Annotated in this window: 17 protein-coding genes; 3 read left to right on the forward strand and 14 right to left on the reverse strand. The window is 70.5% G+C overall.

Annotation, left to right across the window (positions count from 1 at the left end):
- Positions 1 to 58: 58 nt before the first annotated feature.
- From EES43_RS12715 to EES43_RS12730, 4 genes are all read right to left on the reverse strand, one after another.
- Positions 59 to 715 carry a small secreted protein gene (locus EES43_RS12715; protein ID WP_124268836.1) on the reverse strand — a complete coding sequence of 219 codons (657 nt, stop codon included), beginning with the start codon at positions 713 to 715 and terminating at the stop codon, positions 59 to 61.
- A 421-nt stretch (positions 716 to 1,136) separates the two neighbouring features.
- Entirely contained in the window at positions 1,137 to 3,572 is a 2,436-nt protein-coding gene (locus EES43_RS12720) for a sodium-translocating pyrophosphatase (RefSeq protein WP_124268837.1), read from the reverse strand.
- A gap of 357 nt (positions 3,573 to 3,929) precedes the next feature.
- Positions 3,930 to 4,400 (reverse strand): ATP-binding protein, encoded by a 471-nt coding sequence (locus tag EES43_RS12725; protein WP_124268838.1) that lies wholly within the window; start codon positions 4,398 to 4,400, stop codon positions 3,930 to 3,932.
- A 199-nt stretch (positions 4,401 to 4,599) separates the two neighbouring features.
- Entirely contained in the window at positions 4,600 to 4,953 is a 354-nt protein-coding gene (locus EES43_RS12730) for an STAS domain-containing protein (protein WP_003967428.1), read from the reverse strand.
- Between the two features lie 79 nt (positions 4,954 to 5,032).
- Between EES43_RS12730 and EES43_RS12735 the strand changes: the two genes are divergently transcribed.
- Positions 5,033 to 7,489, forward strand: a complete 2,457-nt coding sequence (locus tag EES43_RS12735) for a DEAD/DEAH box helicase (RefSeq protein WP_124268839.1) — start codon at positions 5,033 to 5,035, stop codon at positions 7,487 to 7,489.
- On the opposite strand, the gene EES43_RS31845 is transcribed toward EES43_RS12735, so the two are convergent.
- The 7 genes from EES43_RS31845 to ssd all read right to left on the reverse strand — a co-directional run bounded on the left by EES43_RS31845 (position 7,452) and on the right by ssd (position 13,087).
- A complete protein-coding gene (locus tag EES43_RS31845; RefSeq protein WP_346774283.1) occupies positions 7,452 to 8,057 on the reverse strand; it encodes an Rv3654c family TadE-like protein in 606 nt (201 codons plus the stop codon). The genes EES43_RS12735 and EES43_RS31845 overlap by 38 nt on opposite strands.
- Entirely contained in the window at positions 8,048 to 8,500 is a 453-nt protein-coding gene (locus EES43_RS12745; protein ID WP_124268840.1) for a TadE family type IV pilus minor pilin, read from the reverse strand. The genes EES43_RS31845 and EES43_RS12745 overlap by 10 nt, the downstream gene beginning before the upstream one ends.
- Complete coding sequence (locus EES43_RS12750; protein ID WP_124271948.1) at positions 8,487 to 8,672, reverse strand: DUF4244 domain-containing protein; 186 nt, start codon at positions 8,670 to 8,672, stop codon at positions 8,487 to 8,489. The genes EES43_RS12745 and EES43_RS12750 overlap by 14 nt, the downstream gene beginning before the upstream one ends.
- Positions 8,673 to 8,959: 287 nt before the next feature.
- Positions 8,960 to 9,853: a type II secretion system F family protein gene (locus tag EES43_RS12755; protein WP_124271949.1), complete on the reverse strand. Its 894-nt coding sequence runs from the start codon at positions 9,851 to 9,853 to the stop codon at positions 8,960 to 8,962.
- 8 nt (positions 9,854 to 9,861) lie between these two features.
- Positions 9,862 to 10,809 carry a type II secretion system F family protein gene (locus EES43_RS12760; protein ID WP_241192399.1) on the reverse strand — a complete coding sequence of 316 codons (948 nt, stop codon included), beginning with the start codon at positions 10,807 to 10,809 and terminating at the stop codon, positions 9,862 to 9,864.
- A complete protein-coding gene (locus EES43_RS12765; protein WP_124268841.1) occupies positions 10,806 to 11,954 on the reverse strand; it encodes a TadA family conjugal transfer-associated ATPase in 1,149 nt (382 codons plus the stop codon). Before EES43_RS12765 ends, EES43_RS12760 begins: the two co-directional genes overlap by 4 nt.
- Positions 11,951 to 13,087, reverse strand: coding sequence for a septum site-determining protein Ssd (ssd, locus tag EES43_RS12770; protein WP_124268842.1), 1,137 nt, complete (start codon positions 13,085 to 13,087; stop codon positions 11,951 to 11,953). The genes EES43_RS12765 and ssd overlap by 4 nt, the downstream gene beginning before the upstream one ends.
- Positions 13,088 to 13,587: 500 nt before the next feature.
- Between ssd and EES43_RS12775 the strand changes: the two genes are divergently transcribed.
- Positions 13,588 to 14,433 carry an HAD family hydrolase gene (locus EES43_RS12775; protein WP_124268843.1) on the forward strand — a complete coding sequence of 282 codons (846 nt, stop codon included), beginning with the start codon at positions 13,588 to 13,590 and terminating at the stop codon, positions 14,431 to 14,433.
- A 515-nt stretch (positions 14,434 to 14,948) separates the two neighbouring features.
- On the opposite strand, the gene EES43_RS12780 is transcribed toward EES43_RS12775, so the two are convergent.
- Positions 14,949 to 15,773: a Fic family protein gene (locus EES43_RS12780; RefSeq protein ID WP_124268844.1), complete on the reverse strand. Its 825-nt coding sequence runs from the start codon at positions 15,771 to 15,773 to the stop codon at positions 14,949 to 14,951.
- A 102-nt stretch (positions 15,774 to 15,875) separates the two neighbouring features.
- Here EES43_RS12780 and EES43_RS12785 point away from each other — a divergent pair, with 102 nt between their 5' ends.
- The gene (locus EES43_RS12785; protein WP_124268845.1) at positions 15,876 to 16,865 is read left to right on the forward strand and encodes an ATP-binding protein; all 990 of its coding nucleotides are present in this window, start codon (positions 15,876 to 15,878) and stop codon (positions 16,863 to 16,865) included.
- A gap of 226 nt (positions 16,866 to 17,091) precedes the next feature.
- Here the strand turns inward: EES43_RS12785 and EES43_RS12790 are convergent, their stop codons facing one another.
- Both EES43_RS12790 and EES43_RS31000 read right to left on the reverse strand, forming a co-directional pair.
- Positions 17,092 to 18,468: a polysaccharide deacetylase family protein gene (locus EES43_RS12790; protein ID WP_124268846.1), complete on the reverse strand. Its 1,377-nt coding sequence runs from the start codon at positions 18,466 to 18,468 to the stop codon at positions 17,092 to 17,094.
- A 114-nt stretch (positions 18,469 to 18,582) separates the two neighbouring features.
- Positions 18,583 to 18,765, reverse strand: a 183-nt coding sequence (locus EES43_RS31000) for a hypothetical protein (protein WP_206430045.1), incomplete at its 5' end; no start/stop codon positions are given.

The following is an 18,765-nucleotide window of genomic DNA, read 5'->3' on the forward strand; positions in this document are numbered from 1 at the left end:
CCGGGCCGCCGGGGTACGGCGCACGCTGCGGCGGATCTCCGCCGGAACGCGTGTCGCGTCAGGCCTTCTTCTCGGCCGAGGCCGAGGCGGAGGCGGAGGCGGAGGGCGAGGAGTCCGTGCCCGCACCGGCGTCCGCGTCGGCCGCGCCGGAGCCCGAGGGGCCGGTCGAGGCCGTCGGCTTCTGGCAGCCCTTCTGCTTCGACATCGCGGTCCCGACCTCACCGGACTGGAGCTTCTTCAGCGCCTGGTCGCCGTTGCTGCTGATCTTGTTCAGCTCGTCGGCGATGCCCTTCAGACCGTCGGCGAACTTCGCCTGGTCCTTGGTGTCGAGGTCGTCGACCTTGGTCTTCAGATCGGCGTACGCCGCGGCGGAGGCGTTGAGCTCCTTCACGGCCTCCTTCTGCGTCGTCTCGCCGTCGTCGACGGGCGGCGGACCCGCTGATTCCACCGCCGCGCCCAGCGACTTGTACGCCTGGGAGATCTGCTGGAAGGCAGCCGAGTCGGTCTGCTGGACGTCGGCGGGCTTGCTGTTGTCCGCGGTCTGCTGCTGGATGTCGGCGTTGGCGTTGGCGATCTGCTGGAGCTGCGGCTGGACCTGGTCGCAGACCTTCTTGGCCCAGTCGTTCACCTTGTTGTCGCTGTCGTCGCTGCAGCCCGACAGCGTCAGTACGAGTACCGCACCGCCGGACAGTGCGGCTGCAAGCTTCTTGTTCACCGGATGGGTCCCTTCCAAGGCTCTCGGCCCGGAACTTACACGCCGCGAGGACGACATCCTGGTGTCGAGCATCCGATGTGCACACTTTTGAAGCCATTTGCACCAAGGGAAATGAGGGAGATGCCACTCACCCAACGAATCAGTCACCCGTACGGTCACCCGCCCGATCGGCTGAATCCGGACAGGCGGGCAGACGGGCACGGGCGGGCGAGCGATGAGCAGAGGCGAGATGCTGACGGGCGACGGGCGACGGGCAGACCGGCGGCAGACGCGCAGGCCCGTAACAGACGTCGCGGACAGGCAGACGTCAAACGTCGCAGACGGGCAGACGGGCAGACGGTGCATCAGCACACGCCGCCCGCCCGTCATCTGCCCCCGCGTCACCCGGCGACGCTGGGCGACGCGCCCGCGTCCGCGCCGCTCACGGGGCGGCTGCGGGGTCCGGGGACGGGGCCGGCGGGCCGACACCGCCGGTGGGGCCGCTGTCGTCGTCGCCCACGGCGATGCCGCGCCGCTTGGACACGTAGACCGCACCGACGATGACGGCCAGCGCGAAGACCGCCACCACGGCTCGTACCCACGGGTTCGCGTCCCCTCCGTAGCTGAACTGCACGATCGCCGGGGCGATGAGCAGCGCGACCAGGTTCATCACCTTGAGCAGCGGGTTGATCGCCGGACCCGCCGTGTCCTTGAAGGGGTCGCCGACCGTGTCGCCGATGACGGTCGCGGCATGGGCGTCGCTGCCCTTGCCGCCGTAGTGACCGTCCTCGACGAGCTTCTTGGCGTTGTCCCACGCACCACCGGAGTTGGCGAGGAAGACCGCCATCAGCGTGCCGGTGCCGATCGCGCCCGCGAGATACGAGCCGAGCGCGCCGACGCCGAGCGTGAACCCGACCGCGATGGGCGCGAGGACGGCGAGCAGTCCCGGGGTGGCCAGTTCGCGCAGGGCGTCCTTGGTGCAGATGTCGACGACTCGTCCGTACTCGGGCTTCTCCGTGTAGTCCATGATCCCGGGATGCTCGCGGAACTGCCGTCGGACCTCGTGCACCACGGCGCCGGCGGAGCGCGAGACCGCGTTGATGGCGAGTCCGGAGAAGAGGAAGACGACGGCTGAGCCCAGGATGAGGCCGACGAGGTTGTTGGGCTGCGAGATGTCCAGGCTCAGCCCGAGCTCCCCTGCCCCCGCCCCCACGTCGGCGACGGCCGTGGAGATGGCGTCGCGGTAGGACCCGAAGAGCGCGGCAGCCGCCAGGACGGCGGTCGCGATCGCGATGCCCTTGGTGATGGCCTTCGTCGTGTTGCCGACGGCGTCCAGGTCGGTGAGCACCTGGGCCCCGGCGCCGGTGACGTCCCCGGACATCTCGGCGATGCCCTGGGCGTTGTCGGAGACCGGGCCGAAGGTGTCCATGGCGACGATGACCCCGACGGTGGTGAGCAGGCCCGTCCCTGCGAGCGCCACCGCGAAGAGCGCCAGCATGATCGACGTGCCGCCGAGCAGGAAGGCCCCGTAGACGCCGAGGCCGATCAGCAGGGCGGTGTAGACGGCGGATTCCAGACCGATGGAGATGCCGGCGAGGACGACCGTCGCCGGGCCGGTCAGCGACGACTTGCCGATGTCCTGGACCGGCCGGCGGGTGGTCTCGGTGAAATAGCCGGTGAGCTGCTGGATGAGGCCGGCCAGGACGATGCCGAGGGCCACCGCCACCAGGGCGAAGATCCGCGGGTCGCCGCCGTGCGCGGCGATCGCCCCGTCCGTGACGCCGTCCAGCTCGGCGTAGGTGGAGGGCAGGTAGACGAAGACGGCGACCGCGACCAGGGCGAGCGAGACGGCCGCCGAGATGAAGAATCCCCGGTTGATGGCCGTCATTCCGCTGCGGTCGGTGCGGCGCGGTGCGACGGCGAAGATCCCGATCATGGCGGTGAGCACGCCGATCGCCGGAACGATCAGCGGAAAGGCCAGCCCCGCGTCCCCGAAGGCGGCCTTGCCGAGGATCAGAGCGGCGACGAGCGTGACGGCGTACGACTCGAAGAGGTCGGCGGCCATGCCCGCGCAGTCACCGACGTTGTCGCCCACGTTGTCGGCGATGGTGGCCGCGTTGCGCGGATCGTCCTCGGGGATGCCCTGTTCCACTTTGCCCACGAGGTCGGCGCCCACGTCGGCGGCCTTGGTGAAGATTCCGCCGCCGACCCTCATGAACATGGCGATCAGAGCCGCGCCGAGCCCGAATCCCTCCAGCACCTTGGGCGCGTCCGCGGCGTAGACGAGAACCACGCAGGAAGCGCCGAGCAGCCCGAGCCCCACGGTGATCATGCCGACCACGCCACCGGTACGAAAAGCGATCTTCATCGCTTTGTGCGAGACGGCGGTGAGATCCTTTTCCGGTTCACCTTCCGCCGGAGTCGCCTCTCGCGCCGCGGCGGCCACTCGCACATTGCTCCGTACGGCGAGCCGCATTCCGATGTATCCGGTCGCCGCCGAGAAAAGCGCGCCGACCAGGAAGAAGAGCGAACGCCCCGCACGCTGCGACCAGTCGTCGGCCGGGAGCACGAGCAGCAGGAAGAACACGATCACGGCGAAAACACCGACCGTACGCAACTGCCTGGCCAGATAGGCGTTCGCGCCCTCCTGGACCGCCGCGGCGATCTCCTTCATGCGTCCGGTGCCCTCGCCCGCCGCCAGAACCTGGCGTGCCAGCAGCCCGGCCACGCCCAGCGCGGCGATCGCGACGAGAGCCACCACCACGACGATCACGCGGTTGCCCTCGGTGAGCACCGCCGCCGCGAGTGAGGCGGTCCGGCCGGAAAGTGCGGATTCTTGCGTCAGTGCAGCCATTGGGGTGGTGAAGAACTCCGCCATACGTCCTCCTTGACGCTCAGCGCTCAAGACGTGGACGGATTGTAGGGAGCGGAACCCGATCAAAACAGTGGGCGGGAAGAGAAATGAGCCCTCTCCTTCCAACGCCGAAAGATCAGGAGAGGCATTGTGCTCGAATGCAGTAATAGCCCGGAAGCATTACCGCTGCTTCAGCAGCTGCGCGACACGAAGAAAGGCCCTGCTCAGCAGGGCCTGAGGGTTGTCCCACCAGGGATTGCGGGACAAGTCCAGTCCAGTCCTTGGACAAAAGACACACGGCACCACGGTTTCAGGTGCACGGACGGGTTCGGACGGGCGGCAAGGCCGGTGGGTGGTCCCGGAAGGGCGACCGTGCTCGGCTCAGGGCTCGACCGGAACGTGGGCCGCCGTCGGCCAGCTCATCCGGATCACTCCGCCCTCAGCACCGGAACGGACCTCCATGTCGTCCACGAGGCCGCTGATGACCGCGAGGCCCATATCGTCATCGCCGTCCCCGTCGGCCTCGTGGTCAGGCCCGCCCGGGGCCGCCCCGGAGGCCCCGCCGCGCGCCCCCGGCGTTCCGCCGGAGCCGCTTCCCGGGGCGGGAATGCAGTCGCCCACCTCGATGGAGAAGATCTTCTCCTCCTCGGTCAGCGCCACACTGACCGGAGCGGTGATGCCGTGGCTGCGGTGCAGCCCCACCGCTCGGCTGCACGCCTCGCCGACGGCCAGCCTGACCTCGTCGAGCACCGCCTCGTCGACCCCGGCCCGGCGCGCCACGGCGGCTGCCACCAGGCGGGCCGTCCTGACATGTTCAGGCTGAGCGCTGAAGCGGAGTTCAACGGTGGCCATGCGATCCCCCTCGAACGTTCGGGCGTACGCCTCAGAGGCCCGGTCCTACGGCCCGGCACCCCTGCCTCTCCTCCTCCGGAAGCCGACGAAGCCGACAGCCGACCCGAAAGCCGACCGCCTGCCCGTCGCGGCCCACACGCTGCCGCTGCCGGCCTGTTCACCGCCCTGCGGGCACGACCGGAGCCGACCCGCGCCGACCTCAGTCGGTGGCGGCGACAGCCTCGTCGACCGTGGTGTGAATCGGGAACACCTTGGTCAGTCCCGTGATCCGGAAGATCTTGAGAATGCGCTCCTGGTTGCAGACCAGGCGCAACGAGCCCTCATGGGCCCGGACACGCTTCAAGCCGCCCACGAGCACGCCGAGGCCGGTGGAGTCGAGGAAGTCGACACCTTCCATGTCGACAACCAGGTGGTAGCTGCCGTCATTCACCAACTCGACCAACTGCTCGCGCAGCTTGGGCGCGGTATACACATCAATCTCGCCACCGACCTCGACGACCGTACGGTCGCCACCAGGCCCGGACACATTGCGAGTCGACAGGGACAGGTCCACGGATCCTCCAGCACCTTGCTATCGAGCGGTCGCCCCTCGGTCTCCCCGACGGAGGCCAGGGGACGGATCGCCAGCCGCGATGGCATTCAATCACTTACCAGCAGCCATGCACGACGCCTTGGGACCATTGTCCGTCACGCCAGTGACACACTCGGTGCCGATGGCCAAGAATCACCGTCCCGGACGACCACCCGAGAGTGGGGGCATGCGCCCCTCTCCCGCCATGATCCTCGACCGGCTCGCCACAGGGGCGGGCCGGGCCGCGCGCATCACTCATACGGAGCACTTGCCCCCGCGTGCGGGAACCCATGCCATCTGGCCCGATCGCATCCGACCAGAAGTGATCTCGGCGATCCGGAAGGCCGGAATCGAGCATCCGTGGGCGCATCAGGCCACCGCCGCCGAGCACGCGCTGGACGGCGAATCCGTCGTGATCGCCACCGGCACGGCGTCCGGCAAGTCGCTCGCCTACCTCGCGCCGGTCCTCAGCACGCTCCTGGACGGCTCGGAGGCCCCGAACGGCCGCGGAGCCACCGCTCTCTACCTCGCGCCCACCAAGGCTCTGGCGGCCGATCAGCGGCGTTCGGTCAAGGGGCTCGCGGCCCCGCTCGGCAACGCCTTCCGGCCCGCGGTCTACGACGGCGACACGCCTGTCGAGGAACGCGAGTGGGTACGGCAGTACGCGAACTACGTCCTGACCAACCCCGACATGCTGCACCGGGGAATTTTGCCGTCCCACCCCCGCTGGTCCTCCTTCCTCCGCGCGCTGCGCTTCGTCGTCATCGACGAGTGCCACACCTACCGGGGCGTCTTCGGGTCCCACGTCGCCCAGGTGCTGCGCCGGCTGCGCCGCCTCTGCGCGCGCTACGGCGCCGACCCGGTCTTCCTCCTGGCCTCGGCCACCTCGGCGGAGCCGGCGGTCGCCGCCGGGCGGCTCACCGGCCTTCCGGTCACGGAGGTGTCGGACGACGCCTCACCGCGCGGCGAGCTGGTCTTCGCCCTGTGGGAGCCCCCGCTCACCGAGCTGCACGGCGAGAACGGCGCCCCCGTACGCCGTACCGCGACGGCCGAGACCGCCGACCTGCTCACCGACCTGACCGTGCAGGGCGTCCGCTCGGTCGCCTTCGTCCGCTCCCGGCGCGGGGCCGAGCTGATCTCGGTGATCGCCAAGGAACGTCTCGCGGAGATCGACCGCTCGCTGCCCGAGCGGGTCGCCGCCTACCGCGGCGGCTACCTCCCCGAGGAACGCCGCGCCCTGGAACGAGCCCTCCACTCCGGTGAACTGCTCGGCCTGGCGGCCACCACCGCCCTCGAACTCGGCATCGACGTCTCCGGCCTCGACGCCGTCGTCATCTCCGGCTATCCGGGCACCCGGGCCTCCCTCTGGCAGCAGGCGGGCCGGGCCGGCCGCTCGGGGCAGGGCGCCCTTGCCGTCCTGGTGGCCCGGGACGACCCGCTGGACACGTATCTGGTGCACCACCCCGAGGCGCTGTTCCAGCAGCCGGTGGAGTCGACCGTGCTGGACCCGGACAACCCGTACGTCCTCGCGCCGCACCTGTGCGCCGCCGCCGCGGAGCTGCCGCTCACTGCGTCCGACATCGCGCTGTTCGGGCCGGCCGTACCCGAGCTGCTGCCTCAGCTGGAGGCCGCGAAGCTCCTGCGCAGGCGGGCGGCGGGCTGGCACTGGACCCGCCGGGAGCGGGCGGCGGATCTCACCGACATCCGCGGCGAGGGCGGCCGGCCCGTGCAGATCGTGGAGGAGGGCACCGGCCGCCTCCTCGGGACGGTCGACGACGCCGCCGCGCACACGGCCGTCCACGAGGGCGCCGTCCACCTCCACCAGGGCCGCACCTACCTCGTGCGGAAACTGGACCTGGAGGACTCGGTGGCACTGGTGGAGCAGGCCGAACCGCCGTACTCGACCGTCGCCCGCGACACCACGGCCATCACCGTCCTGGATACGGACACCGAGATCCCCTGGGGCCAGGGACGCCTCTGCTACGGCTCCGTCGAGGTCACCAACCAAGTCGTGTCCTTCCTCCGCCGGAAACTGATCACCGGGGAAGTCCTGGGCGAGACCAAGCTCGACCTGCCTCCCCGCACCCTGCGCACCCGTGCCGTCTGGTGGACGGTCACCGAGGACCAGTTGGACGCGGCCCGGATCAACCCGGAGATCCTCGGGGGCGCCCTGCACGCCGCCGAACACGCGTCGATCGGGATGCTGCCGCTCTTCGCCACCTGCGACCGGTGGGACATCGGCGGAGTCTCGGTACCGCTGCACCCGGACACCCTGCTGCCGACGGTCTTCGTGTACGACGGCCATCCCGGCGGCGCGGGATTCGCCGAACGCGCCTTCCACACGGCGTTCACCTGGCTCACCGCGACCCGCGAGGCCATCGCCTCCTGCGAGTGCGAGGCGGGCTGCCCCTCCTGCATCCAGTCGCCGAAGTGCGGCAACGGCAACGAGCCCCTGCACAAGCGCGGTGCCGTACGCCTCCTCACCGAACTCCTGAGGGCCGCCCCGCCCGTGACCTGACAGCTGGTTCATAGAGCCCGAATCCCGCCCGGGCGGTCACATCCGCGGTCTCCCCCTCCACCACGCACCGGACGATCGAGGCGTCCTGCGCCAGGGCGACACGTCCCGCCGCCTCACACGCTGCCGCCGGCCCCTCCAGGGCTCGATCGGCCGCCGCAAGGGCCGCCAAGTCCGCCGCGCCGCCTGCCCTGTGACGAGCGGCCACGGCTTGGCCCAGGGCCAGTACGACGGCGAACACCGCGCACAGGGTGACCCCGGTGACGGCGACCCACACCGTCGCCGTACCCCGGTCCCCGTCCCGGCCTTGGCTCTGGCCCTGAGCCTGGCCTCGGCCTTGGCCCCGGCCCTGGCCCTGAGCCTGGCCCCGGCCCTGGTCCCGGCCCTGGCTCTGAGCCTGGCCCCGGCCGCGCACCCATCTCGGCTTCACCAGCCGGGCCCGCCGCCGGTCTGGTCCCCGGCCGCTCCTCCCCGCCCGGCCTCCGCGCCGGTACTGCTCGCTGTGGCCGACGCCTCGGCCCCGGTGCCGGCGGACCCGGTACTGCCCCGCCTCGGCTCTCCTCACCGCCACGCTCCTTCCCCGCCCACGCCGACGGTGTCCTCCGCCAAGGCAACCGCCTCGGCGCTCAGCGTCACGCCCAAGCCATCCGGCCCCGGCGTCGGCGCCTCCACGCGCACCCGCCACAGATCCCCCGCCCTGCGAACGGCGACGCGGGCTCCCCGAGGCGCAGCGTCCCGAGCCGCCGCCAACACCTCGGCCTCCGGCTCCGAACGGGCCGCCGCCCGCGCCCCCGCGCGGGCCGCGTCCACGCACCGGATCTGGTCGGAGGCCGCGACCAGAGCCCAGAGCAACGCCATCGCGAAAGCCACCAGTACGGGGATGACCACGGCCGCCTCGGCCGTCACCGCCCCACGGTCTGGGTCCCGAATCCGTTCATCCCGCGAGCCCACACGCCCAACCCCGCACGCGCGCCAACGCACACCGCGTCCGGGCCTCGTCTCAGAACTTCGCATCGAGCGCGTCCTCGACCAAGGACTGCATGGCCGACATCACCGGCCCGCTGTTGACCACCTTGTAGAGCACCGCCGCGAACGCGCAGGCTGCGATGGTCCCCACCGCGTATTCCGACGTGGTCATCCCGCGATCGGATCGAACCCGCCGCGCCGGCCACCACGCGAACCACATCGCAGGGCGATCCGAAAACCACAGTGACAAGCGTGCGCGGCCCCGTTCACCAACGCCTCGCTCCTCGAACTTATTTTCCATTTTCGTCCCCCGGACAGAATCGACAGAGAGTTGGGATGCCGTTACGGCACCCGATGAACGGCCTGGGCGACCCGAAGCGGCACGAGCCGCAGAGCCTCAGGCAGCTCCAGCGCCAGCACCAGCGGTGGCAGAAGGCGCCGACCAAAGCGACAGGTGATCGCGCTCCCGGCCTGAGGGCTGTCCCGCAATCCCTGGCGGAAAAGCCCTCAGCGGGCGGCCAGCAGACTGCCGGCCAGGCCCATGATCACGGGTGCCACTCCGACCGCCAGGAAGGCCGGGAGGAAGCAGAGCCCGACCGGTGCGGTGATCAGCACCCCGGCCCGTTGAGCACGCGCGACAGCAGCGGCGGCGCGCTCGGCACGTATGGCTTCGCCCAGCCTGGACACCGGCTCGGCTGCCGGGGCCCCCGTCGCCCCGGCCCGGTAGAGGCAACGGGCCAGCGGTCCGGCCCCCGCCGTCTCGCCGAACCCGCCCCACGCTTCCGCCGGATCGCCGCCGAGCCGGATCTCGGCCGCCGTACCGGCGAGCCGTTCGCCGACCGGCCCGCCCACGGACTCGCCCACCGCCTCCGCGGCCTCACGCGGCCCGGCGCCGACGGTCACACACGCCGCCAGGAGATCAGCGACCAGGGGCAGTTGTCCGGCGATCACGGCCCGTTCCGCGCGGGCCTCACGCGTGCTCCCTCGCGCCCGGGACGCCTGCCTGCGCCATGTCCCGTACGCCGCAGCCGCACCGACCGCGCAGCCCAGCAGGTCGCCGACCAGCATCCAGCCGGCCAGCCCGGCCCCCGCCGGAGCCGCCCACCGCACCACCCCGGTCAGGCCTCTCCGGCTTTCTCCACCGCCCTGCCGCCGCGTGGTGACGGGCGTGTCCGAAGAAGAGGCCGTGGGCGGGGCAGACCCGCCGCGTATCGTCCTCGTCGCCCAGGCCCACCACCCCTGCCGTGCGTTCGGGTCTGTTGCCAGGAGCAGCGTTCCCCGCCCGCGTACCGCTCGGTTCCTTCGGGCCGCGGCGTAGACGAGAGTCAGTTGCACCACGGCGGCCGACACCGCCGCCAGCACCCCCAGACTGTGGATCGCCTCTCCGGTCGCCGCACTCATGAGCCCGCTCACGGCGCTTCTCCGGCGCGCACGATCCGGCAGGCCCAGTACAGCCCGGCCGCCTCCAGCATGCCTCCGACCGTCAGGCAGACGAGCCCGCCGGGCGTGTGCAGCAGAACACGCAGCGGATCGGCTCCGAGCGCCGCTCCCAGGCCCAGGCCGGCCACGGGCAGCAGCGCCAGGACCACCACCGTCGACCAGGCCCCCGCCAGTTGGGCACGCAGCTCGTCCCGTCTGCGCCGTTCCGCGCGTAACGCCGTATCGAGGCGGTCCAGACCGGATGCCAGTCCGGCTCCGCCGTCCACGGCTACACGCCAGCACGCGGCCATACCCGCCAGTCCACCGAGGCCGGTCCTCTCCGACGCCTGCCGCAGTGCCGCGGGCACATCGCCACCGAACCGCGCGGCAGCCAGCACCGCGGCCTCCGCGTCACCCAGCCATCCACCCTGCGAGCTCGTCCTGCCTGCACCCTCCCGCGCCGGGCGGTCCCCTGCCTCCGCCGAGCCGACATCCAGCGCGGTCAGCAGCGCCTGCCCCGGTTCCCGTCCTGCCCGCAGCTCCCCGACCATCGCGCCGCACAGCGCTGTCACCGCATCGGCCCCCCGCTCCCGCTCCCGCCGCTGATCCCGCCTTCGCAGCCACCTCCGTACCAGCGGTACAGCAACCGCGCCGACGATCAGCGGCAGTACCGAAGCCCCCAGGAGCGCGAGCAACACGGCGACAGGTACGCACCACCACTCGCGCCGCGCTCCGGCCCATTCCCGAGTGGCGTCACGTGCCTTGAGCAGAACGGGCCACGGTCGCCGCGGGAGCCGCTGGTCCAGCTCCGCGGCTCCATGCGCGAACAGCAGCCGCGCACGGCGCGCCCCCGGCTCCCGCATCACCACCAGCCACGCGGCAGCTCCCGCGCAGAGAGCCGCGGCGTGCGCCTCATAGGCCCAGGAAACCCCCGTCACAGCACACCTTCGATCAGGGACGCCAACCGCTCCCAGCCGCGCTCGGGAACGAATCCGTCGGCTCCCCAGCTCAGAGCGGGCACGGTCACGACCAGGCCGGCCGTGTCCCTCCCCAGGACGTGCACCTCGGCGATCCGCCGTCGGCCGACCCGGTCCCGTGCGAGATGCACGACCACCGAGAGTGCGGCGGCCAACTGGCTGTGCAGGGCGGACCGGTCCAGTCCGGCCGCTGTTCCCAGCGCCTCCAGCCGCGCGGGGACGTGTCCCGCCGCATTGGCGTGGAGAGTGCCGCAGCCTCCTTCGTGTCCCGTGTTCAGGGCGGCGAGCAACTCGGTCACCTCGGAGCCTCGGACCTCTCCGACCACCAGCCGGTCGGGCCGCATCCGCAGGGCCTGACGGACCAGATCCCGCAGCGTCACCAGACCCGCTCCCTCCTGGTTGGCGGGGCGGGATTCCAGGCGCACCACGTGAGGGTGATCGGGCCGCAGTTCGGCGGAGTCCTCGGCGAGCACGATCCGCTCGTCCGCGCCCACCGCGCCGAGCAGGCTGGCCAGGAGTGTCGTCTTGCCCGCCCCCGTGCCCCCGCTGATCAGATAGGAGAGCCGGGCCTCCACGAGCGCGCGCAGGATCCGGTCGCCGCCCGGGGGGACCGTCCCCGCCTCCACCAGCTCGGTCAGGGAGAAGGCTCGTGGCCGGACCACTCTCAAGGAGAGGCAGGTCGAGTCGACGGACACGGGCGGCAGTACGGCGTGCATCCGCGTCCCGTCCGGCAGGCGCGCGTCCACCCACGGCCGGGCATCGTCCAGCCGTCGACCGGCCACGGCGGCGAGCCGTTGGGCCAGCCGTCGTACGGCGGCGGCGTCCGGGAAGGTGATCCCGGTCAGCTGGAGTCCTCCGCCACGGTCCACCCACACCCGGTCGGGCGAGGAGACCAGCACGTCCGTCACCGCGGGGTCAGCGAGCAACGGCTCCAGCACGCCCGTTCCCACCAGTTCACCCCGCAGCTCGGCCGCCGCACCGAGCACTTCGGCATCCCCCAGCAGCTTTCCCTGGGCACGCAGCGCGGCGGCGACCCCGGCCGGTGTGGGAGCGGCGCCGCTGCGCGCCAGCCGCTGGCGTACCGCGTCGAGCAGCGCGTCGGTCATGGCGTTCCTCCGCTGTACGGAGCCGCCGCGACGCCCGCGTCCCGTGCGGCGACCGCCTGCTCCCAGAACGCCTCGCAGAAACGGGCCAGTGGGTCACGGGCGCTGCCGCCGGGCGGCACACCGTTGTCCTGGGCGGCCAGGAGTCCATGTTCCAGGGGTAGTTCGCCGACAAGAGGCAGGCCGACGGCCCGGGCCACCCAGCGTTCGTCGAGGCCTGCGGCATAAGGCCCGCGGGCCACCACCCGCAGGTCCTTCAGGACCATGCCCACGGTGGATGCCACACGCTTGGCCGCCGCGACGGCCCTCAGCTCTCCCGGGACCACGAGCAGGCCGGCATCGAGCTGGGCGAGAGCCTCCGCGACGCCGTCGTCCACCCGGCGTGGCAGGTCCACGACCACCACCCCGCCGAGTCTGCGGGCGGCGGCCAGCACCGCCTGCATCGCCTGCGGCGGGATGACCACCTCGTCGTCGCGCCCCCAGCTCAGCACCCGCAGTCCATGCAGGGCGGGCAGCGAGTCCTCGAGAGCGCCTCCGCCGAGGCGGCCCTTCGAATGGGCGAAATCCGGCCATCGCATGCCCTCGGTGCGCTCGCCTCCGAGCAGGACGTCGATACCTCCGCCCAGCGGATCGCCGTCGATCAGCATCGTCCGCCGACCGGACCTCGCCGCGCTCACGGCGAGCGCACAGGCCAGCGTGGACGCACCTGCGCCACCTCGGCCGCCGATCACTCCGACGGTGAGTGCGGGCCGGCCCACCCCCTCGGCCGCGTTGGCGATCTGGTCGACGAGCCAGTTCTCCGAGTCGGGCAGCCGCAGCACGTATTCGGCCCCGATCTCCACCGCGCGCCGCCAGACCTCCGGGTCGTCCTGGTCCCGCCCGACCAGCATGACTCCGCGCCTGCGACTCACCCCGCGGCACCGCACCGCCGCATCGTCGCCCACGAGGACCATCGGCGCCTGCTCCCAGCCGCCCCGCGGCCCCGGTGGGCCGTGATGCACTTGCGGTTCCGCTCCGGCAGCCGCGCACAGCCGCAGCAGGTCGTCCAGCAGTTCCACGTCCTCCGTCACGATCAGCGGTCCGCCGCGTCGGCCTTCGCCGACCGCCGGCCCTTCTCGTACCAGGGATCCCGTCACGATCTCCGCCCCTTCTCACTGCCCCTTCAGTGCGGTTCGCGGCGATCTCGGCGCGTTTCCGAGATGCGCGATTCCGGCACCCACGGACTTCGTGGGCGGAATCAACGTGCAACACCTCGGAAAAAGATGTGGATCTTGGTGGAAAACTGTGGACAACTTCCCGGCTGTGAATATCTCCGTAACCCGAACCAGCGACTTCCGGAGAGCGTCTGTCGCACTACAGACTGTGACCAGACACGGCGCGCATCAACCGTTCGCACAAGTCGGCCCCGAGCGGGCCGGAAGGGAGGAAAGCCTGGGACTCCGGGACGAAAACGCGTCCGGACATGCGACGACCCCCGCCGGGGGGGAGAGCGGGGGTCGTCCCCACGGCCGACTCGGGGGGGGAGGAGTCGGGCCGGGTTAGCACGGTCGCGAACGATCCGTGACTTCCATGGTGTACCCGAGGGCCTTCTCAGGCAAACCCACGCGCCGGAGTTTACGCCGAATGGTGGGCCCCTATGCTCAGCGTTGTGGAAAACTGCTTCTCGCCGCGCACAGCAGCCTTCTTTGACCTGGACAAGACGGTCATTGCGAAGTCTTCGACTCTGACCTTCAGCAAGTCCTTCTACCAAGGCGGACTGATCAACCGCCGCGCCGTACTGCGCACCGCGTACGCACAGTTCGTGTTCCTGGCCGGGGGCGCCGATCACGACCAGATGGAGCGGATGCGTGAATATCTCTCCGCCCTCTGCAAGGGGTGGAACGTACAGCAGGTCAAGGAGATCGTCGCCGAGACCCTGCACGACCTGATCGACCCGATCATCTACGACGAGGCGGCCACCCTCATCGAAGAACATCACACGGCAGGACGCGACGTGGTCATCGTGTCGACCTCGGGCGCAGAGGTCGTCGAACCGATCGGCGAACTGCTCGGCGCCGACCGAGTGGTCGCCACGCGCATGGTCGTCGGCGACGACGGCTGCTTCACGGGCGAGGTCGAGTACTACGCCTACGGACCGACCAAGGCCGAGGCGGTGAAGGCGCTCGCAGTGTCGGAGGGATACGACCTCTCACGCTGCTACGCCTACAGCGACTCGGTGACCGACGTACCGATGCTGGAGTCGGTCGGCCACCCGCACGCGGTCAACCCGGACCGCGCGCTCCGCCGCGAAGCGACCCTTCGCGAGTGGCCGATTCTCGTCTTCAATCGTCCGGTCCGACTGAAGCAGCGGCTTCCTGCCTTCTCGATGCCGCCCCGGCCGGCACTGGTGGCCGCCGCGGCGGTCGGAGCGGCAGCCGTCACCGCGGGGCTGGTCTGGTACGCCAGCCGACGCCGTCTCACCGGCGCGACAGCATCGGCCTGAGCAGTGCTCAGCGATCACGCCCGGCGATCGAACGCGGCGACTGGGGTGCCCAAGCCCGGCGGCCGGGCGGCCCGGCCGAGGGCAAGCGGGTGCCCGGGCGGGCGGACCCATCGCCGCCCGATTCGCACCTAATTGAACATAAAAGTAAAGAAGTTGGGTGAGGGCTTTCCCTTCTCCCGACCCTGGAGTACAAAGGAGTCAACGGCCCGCGAGACCAAGGACATCCGCGAGGATGACCTGTAACGCATGGACGGCCCCACGGACCGAGCACGGAAGCCGAGTACCCACGCGACGTCGACCCGTCGATTACGGGCCAGCCGCACCAGGTGACGGGCAAAGCTCCCGACCTGATGGGCACATCACGAGGACGCTTGGTAACTGGGCGGACGTGCCAGCGGCGGTACCGCACTCCGGTACCGCCGCAACCTCTTCCCCTTGCCACCACCCCGCGCGCCGTCCGCACACGGCGGACAACGCCCGTAAACGGTTGACGGCGAACGCCCAGGTCGCGACGGTCAGGCCGCGCCCCGCTGCAGCGCCTCGCACACCGCGGTCGACTCGCGCACACCCAGCTCGACCGAACGTCCACAATGCGCGATCCAGGCGGCCACGCCCTCCGGCGTGCCCGCCGTGTACCCCTCGAAGGCCGCCACATAGCCGGCTCGCCCCTGCTCCGCATGGCCCACCTCGGCCGGACAGATGGACTTGGGGTCCAGGCCGCTGCCGATCAGCACGATGCGCTCCGCGGTCCGAGCCACCAGCCCGTTGTGCGAGCCGAAGGGGCGCAGCGCCAGCAGTTCACCGTGCACGACGGCTGCCGCGACCAGGGCAGGCGCGGCACTGCCGGCGATGATCAGCTGCGACAGCCCCTCCAGCCGTCCGGCAAGCTCTTCGGCACCGGGCAGCGGGGCCTCGATGAGCGGTTCGTCTACGGACTCACCGAACAGGCGGGGACGACCGACGGAGTCGTCGGGGGCCGCCCCTCCCGCCGCGACGAGGTGCAGTCGGGCCAGTACCCGCAGCGGCGACTGGCGCCAGATGGAGAGCAGTTGACCGGCTTCCGCGGTCAGCCGCAGCGCCGCGCCGACGGTACGCGCGTCACCGTCGCCGCTGAAGTCGGTCCGTCGGCGCACCTCCTCCAGATTCCAGTCGGCGCCCGCGAGGGCCGCCGAACCCCGGGCCCCCCGCAGCGCCGCTTCGGCGGTGACCTCGTTGCTTCGGCGGCGCATGACTCGGTGGCCGTAGACCCGGTCGACGGCCTTGCGTACGGAGTCCACGGCCTCGGGCACCCCGGGCAGGGCGCCGAGCGTGGCGAGCGGGTCTGAGGCAGTCGTACTCATAAGTAAGGAGGCTACGCGCCCCCCGTACGCGGACCACCCTCACGTGGCCTTCTTCACCGACATCGACAGCGCATTGCGTGCGAGCGACTACCCTAGGTGAACATGAAGATCGCTTTCGTCGGGAAGGGCGGCAGCGGAAAGACCACGCTGTCCTCGCTCTTCATCCGCCATCTCGCCGCCAATGAAGCCCATGTCGTCGCCGTGGACGCCGACATCAACCAGCACCTGGGGGCCGCCCTCGGCCTCGACGAGGCCGAGGCAGCCGCCCTTCCGGCCATGGGTGCGCACCTCCCGCTCATCAAGGACTACCTGCGTGGCACGAACCCGCGCATCGCGTCCTCCGACACGATGATCAAGACGACGCCGCCCGGTGAGGGATCCCGCCTGCTGCGGGTCCGTGAGGACAACCCCATCTTCGACGCCTGCGCGCGTACGGTGCGGCTCGACGACGGGGACATCCGGTTGATGGCCACCGGACCGTTCACGGAGTCCGACCTGGGCGTCGCCTGCTACCACTCGAAGGTGGGAGCCGTCGAGCTCTGCCTCAACCACCTCGTCGACGGCCCGGACGAGTACGTCGTGGTCGACATGACGGCGGGGTCGGACTCGTTCGCCTCCGGGATGTTCACGCGCTTCGACATGACCTTCCTGGTGGCCGAGCCGACCCGTAAGGGGGTGTCGGTGTACCGCCAGTACAAGGAGTACGCACGGGACTTCGGCGTCGCGCTGAAGGTCGTCGGCAACAAGGTGCAGGGGCCGGACGATCTGGGGTTCCTGCGCTCGGAGGTCGGCGACGACCTGCTGACCGGCTTCGGCCACTCCGAGTGGGTCCGGTCGATGGAGAAGGGCCGGTCGTCCCGGTTCGAGCTGTTGGAGGCGGACAACCGGATGGCCTTGCAGGCGCTGCAGGACGCCGCCGAGGACTCGTACGAGCTGCGCGACTGGGATCGTTACACGCGGCAGATGGTGCACTTCCACCTGAAGAACGCGGAGAGCTGGGGGAACGAGAAGACAGGCGCCGACCTGGCCGCCCAGGTCGACCCCTCCTTCGTGCTGGACGAACGTCACGCGGGCGCGGCCTCACCCGCCTGACGGCTGGCGCACGGCGCGCACGGCCCGCGACCTCGTACCGCACGGCGCTGCGGGCCGGGCGGCCCGAGCGCGCGACGGGCGCGTGATCGACGCATGGAGCGTGGGCGATCGGCCTGGCCAACCCGGCCAGGCCGATCACAGCGGGCTCATCGGTCACGGGCCGATGCCGGCGATCCCGCATCGGTCACGGGCCGATCCCGGCGACGCCCACGCCGGTCGATGCGGACTATTCGGCGTTCCGCGCGGCGGACTCAGCCTTCTCCTCGGACTCCGCCTTGTCCTTTGACTCAGCCTTCTTCTCGGACTCAGCCTTCTCCTTCCTGGCCGACTCCTTGCCCGCGGGCTGCCCGGCAGCGGACTGGGCACTGAGGTAGGACGACCAGCCGCCCTTGGGCGCCTGCCCGACGGCGAGCGTGCTGAGCCTGGCGAGAACCTGCGGGTCCTGGGCGTCCAGCCAGTCGGCGAGCTGCCGGAAGGAAACGCAGCGCACGCCTTCCTTGGTGCACACGTTGGCGATGGTCTCCTCGACGGCGCGCATGTAGGTGCCGCCGTTCCAGGACTCGAAGTGGTTGCCGATGATCAGCGGCGCCCGGTTGCCCTTGTACGAGCGGTCGAAGGCCTGGAGGAGGCCATCGCGCATCTGGTCACCCCAGTACTCGTGCTGGGACGGGTCTCCCTGGGTCGTCGTACCGGACTGGTTGACCATGTAGTTGTAGTCCATCGAGAGCGTCTCGAAGGCGCGGCCCGGCATCGGCACGAGCTGGAGCGGGATGTCCCAGATCCCGCCCTTCTTCTTGGGCCAGACCTGGTCGCCGACACCGCTGGAGTCGTAGCGGAAGCCCATGGTCCGGGCCGCGGCGACCATGTTCTTCTGCCCTTCGAGGCAGGGGGTGCGAGCGCCGACCAGCTCCTTGTCGTAGTCGAAGGGCAGCGGGGCCTCGGCCTTCAGCTCCGGAGTGTTGGTCTTCCAGCCCTTGACGAAACCTTTCGCCTGAGTGATCTCGCTCTTCCACTCATCGATGGACCAGGCCCCGACGCCGCCGTCCTTGCCACAGAAGTGGCCGTTGAAGTGCGTGCCGATCTCGTTGCCGTCCTGCCAGGCGGCGCGCAGTTCGGTGAGGGTGTTGCGGATGCCCTCGGTGTCGTTGAACCCGATGTCGGAACGGCCCGCCGAGTGCTGAGGCGGGTTGTAGAGGTCCTTCTTCTCCTCCGGCAGCAGGTACACACCGCTGAGGAAATAGGTCATCTTCGCGTTGTACTTCTTGGCGACGCCGCGGAAGTGCGAGAAGAGCTTCTGGCTGTCCTCTCCGGCTCCGTCCCAGGAGAACACCACGAACTGCGGCGGCTTCTGACCGGGCGCCAGACGCTTGACGGCCGGCATCTTGGGCTGGGCTCCGGTGAAGGCGGTGGAGCCGTCGCCGATGAGCTTGACAGCGTTCTTCGGGGGCCCGGCCGGGGCCTGCTCCTTGGCCCCGTGGGCGCCCTTCTCCCTGTCCGCACCGGACCCGGAGCCTCCTGATCCGAGCCCGGAGCAGCCGGCGAGTACGGCGACCAGCGCCGTGGTCATGACGCCCAAGGCGATCCTCTTCGTGGCGGCCATCATCCGCCCACCCTCTTCCTTGCAGGTTATTTGCGTTGAAGTGCCGACACGGCGCGGCCAAACTCGCACGCACTTCTGTGATGGTCAGTTAGACATGCCGAATGAAAAGCTGCTTATTCACTTGATCAGGTGACACAGTGGACCGAATGCCCCAAATGCGAGGCGGAGAAATTTACTCTCCATTACGATCCGTTTACTCAGCGTTGATGAAGCCCGCCGCTGCACGCCGTGATCCACGGCCGCGTCTTTCACACCCGCGCGCGACCGCGCCGCCTCCGGAGGAGACGGGAACATGTCTGC

Origin of the sequence: Streptomyces sp. ADI96-02 (assembly GCF_003846185.1) — a bacterium.
Lineage (GTDB): Bacteria > Actinomycetota > Actinomycetes > Streptomycetales > Streptomycetaceae > Streptomyces.

Bases quoted from the DNA above. Each gene is read 5' to 3' on its own strand.
- EES43_RS12720 (WP_124268837.1), bottom strand. From the start codon at position 3,572: ATGGCGGAGTTCTTCACCACCCCAATGGCTGCACTGACGCAAGAATCC.
- EES43_RS12725 (WP_124268838.1), bottom strand. From the start codon at position 4,400: ATGGCCACCGTTGAACTCCGCTTCAGCGCTCAGCCTGAACATGTCAGG.
- EES43_RS12735 (WP_124268839.1), top strand. From the start codon at position 5,033: ATGGCATTCAATCACTTACCAGCAGCCATGCACGACGCCTTGGGACCA.
- EES43_RS12745 (WP_124268840.1), bottom strand. From the start codon at position 8,500: ATGCGAAGTTCTGAGACGAGGCCCGGACGCGGTGTGCGTTGGCGCGCG.
- EES43_RS12750 (WP_124271948.1), bottom strand. From the start codon at position 8,672: ATGTGGTTCGCGTGGTGGCCGGCGCGGCGGGTTCGATCCGATCGCGGG.
- EES43_RS12755 (WP_124271949.1), bottom strand. From the start codon at position 9,853: ATGAGTGCGGCGACCGGAGAGGCGATCCACAGTCTGGGGGTGCTGGCG.
- EES43_RS12765 (WP_124268841.1), bottom strand. From the start codon at position 11,954: ATGACCGACGCGCTGCTCGACGCGGTACGCCAGCGGCTGGCGCGCAGC.
- EES43_RS12775 (WP_124268843.1), top strand. From the start codon at position 13,588: ATGCTCAGCGTTGTGGAAAACTGCTTCTCGCCGCGCACAGCAGCCTTC.
- EES43_RS12780 (WP_124268844.1), bottom strand. From the start codon at position 15,773: ATGAGTACGACTGCCTCAGACCCGCTCGCCACGCTCGGCGCCCTGCCC.
- EES43_RS12785 (WP_124268845.1), top strand. From the start codon at position 15,876: ATGAAGATCGCTTTCGTCGGGAAGGGCGGCAGCGGAAAGACCACGCTG.
- EES43_RS12790 (WP_124268846.1), bottom strand. From the start codon at position 18,468: ATGATGGCCGCCACGAAGAGGATCGCCTTGGGCGTCATGACCACGGCG.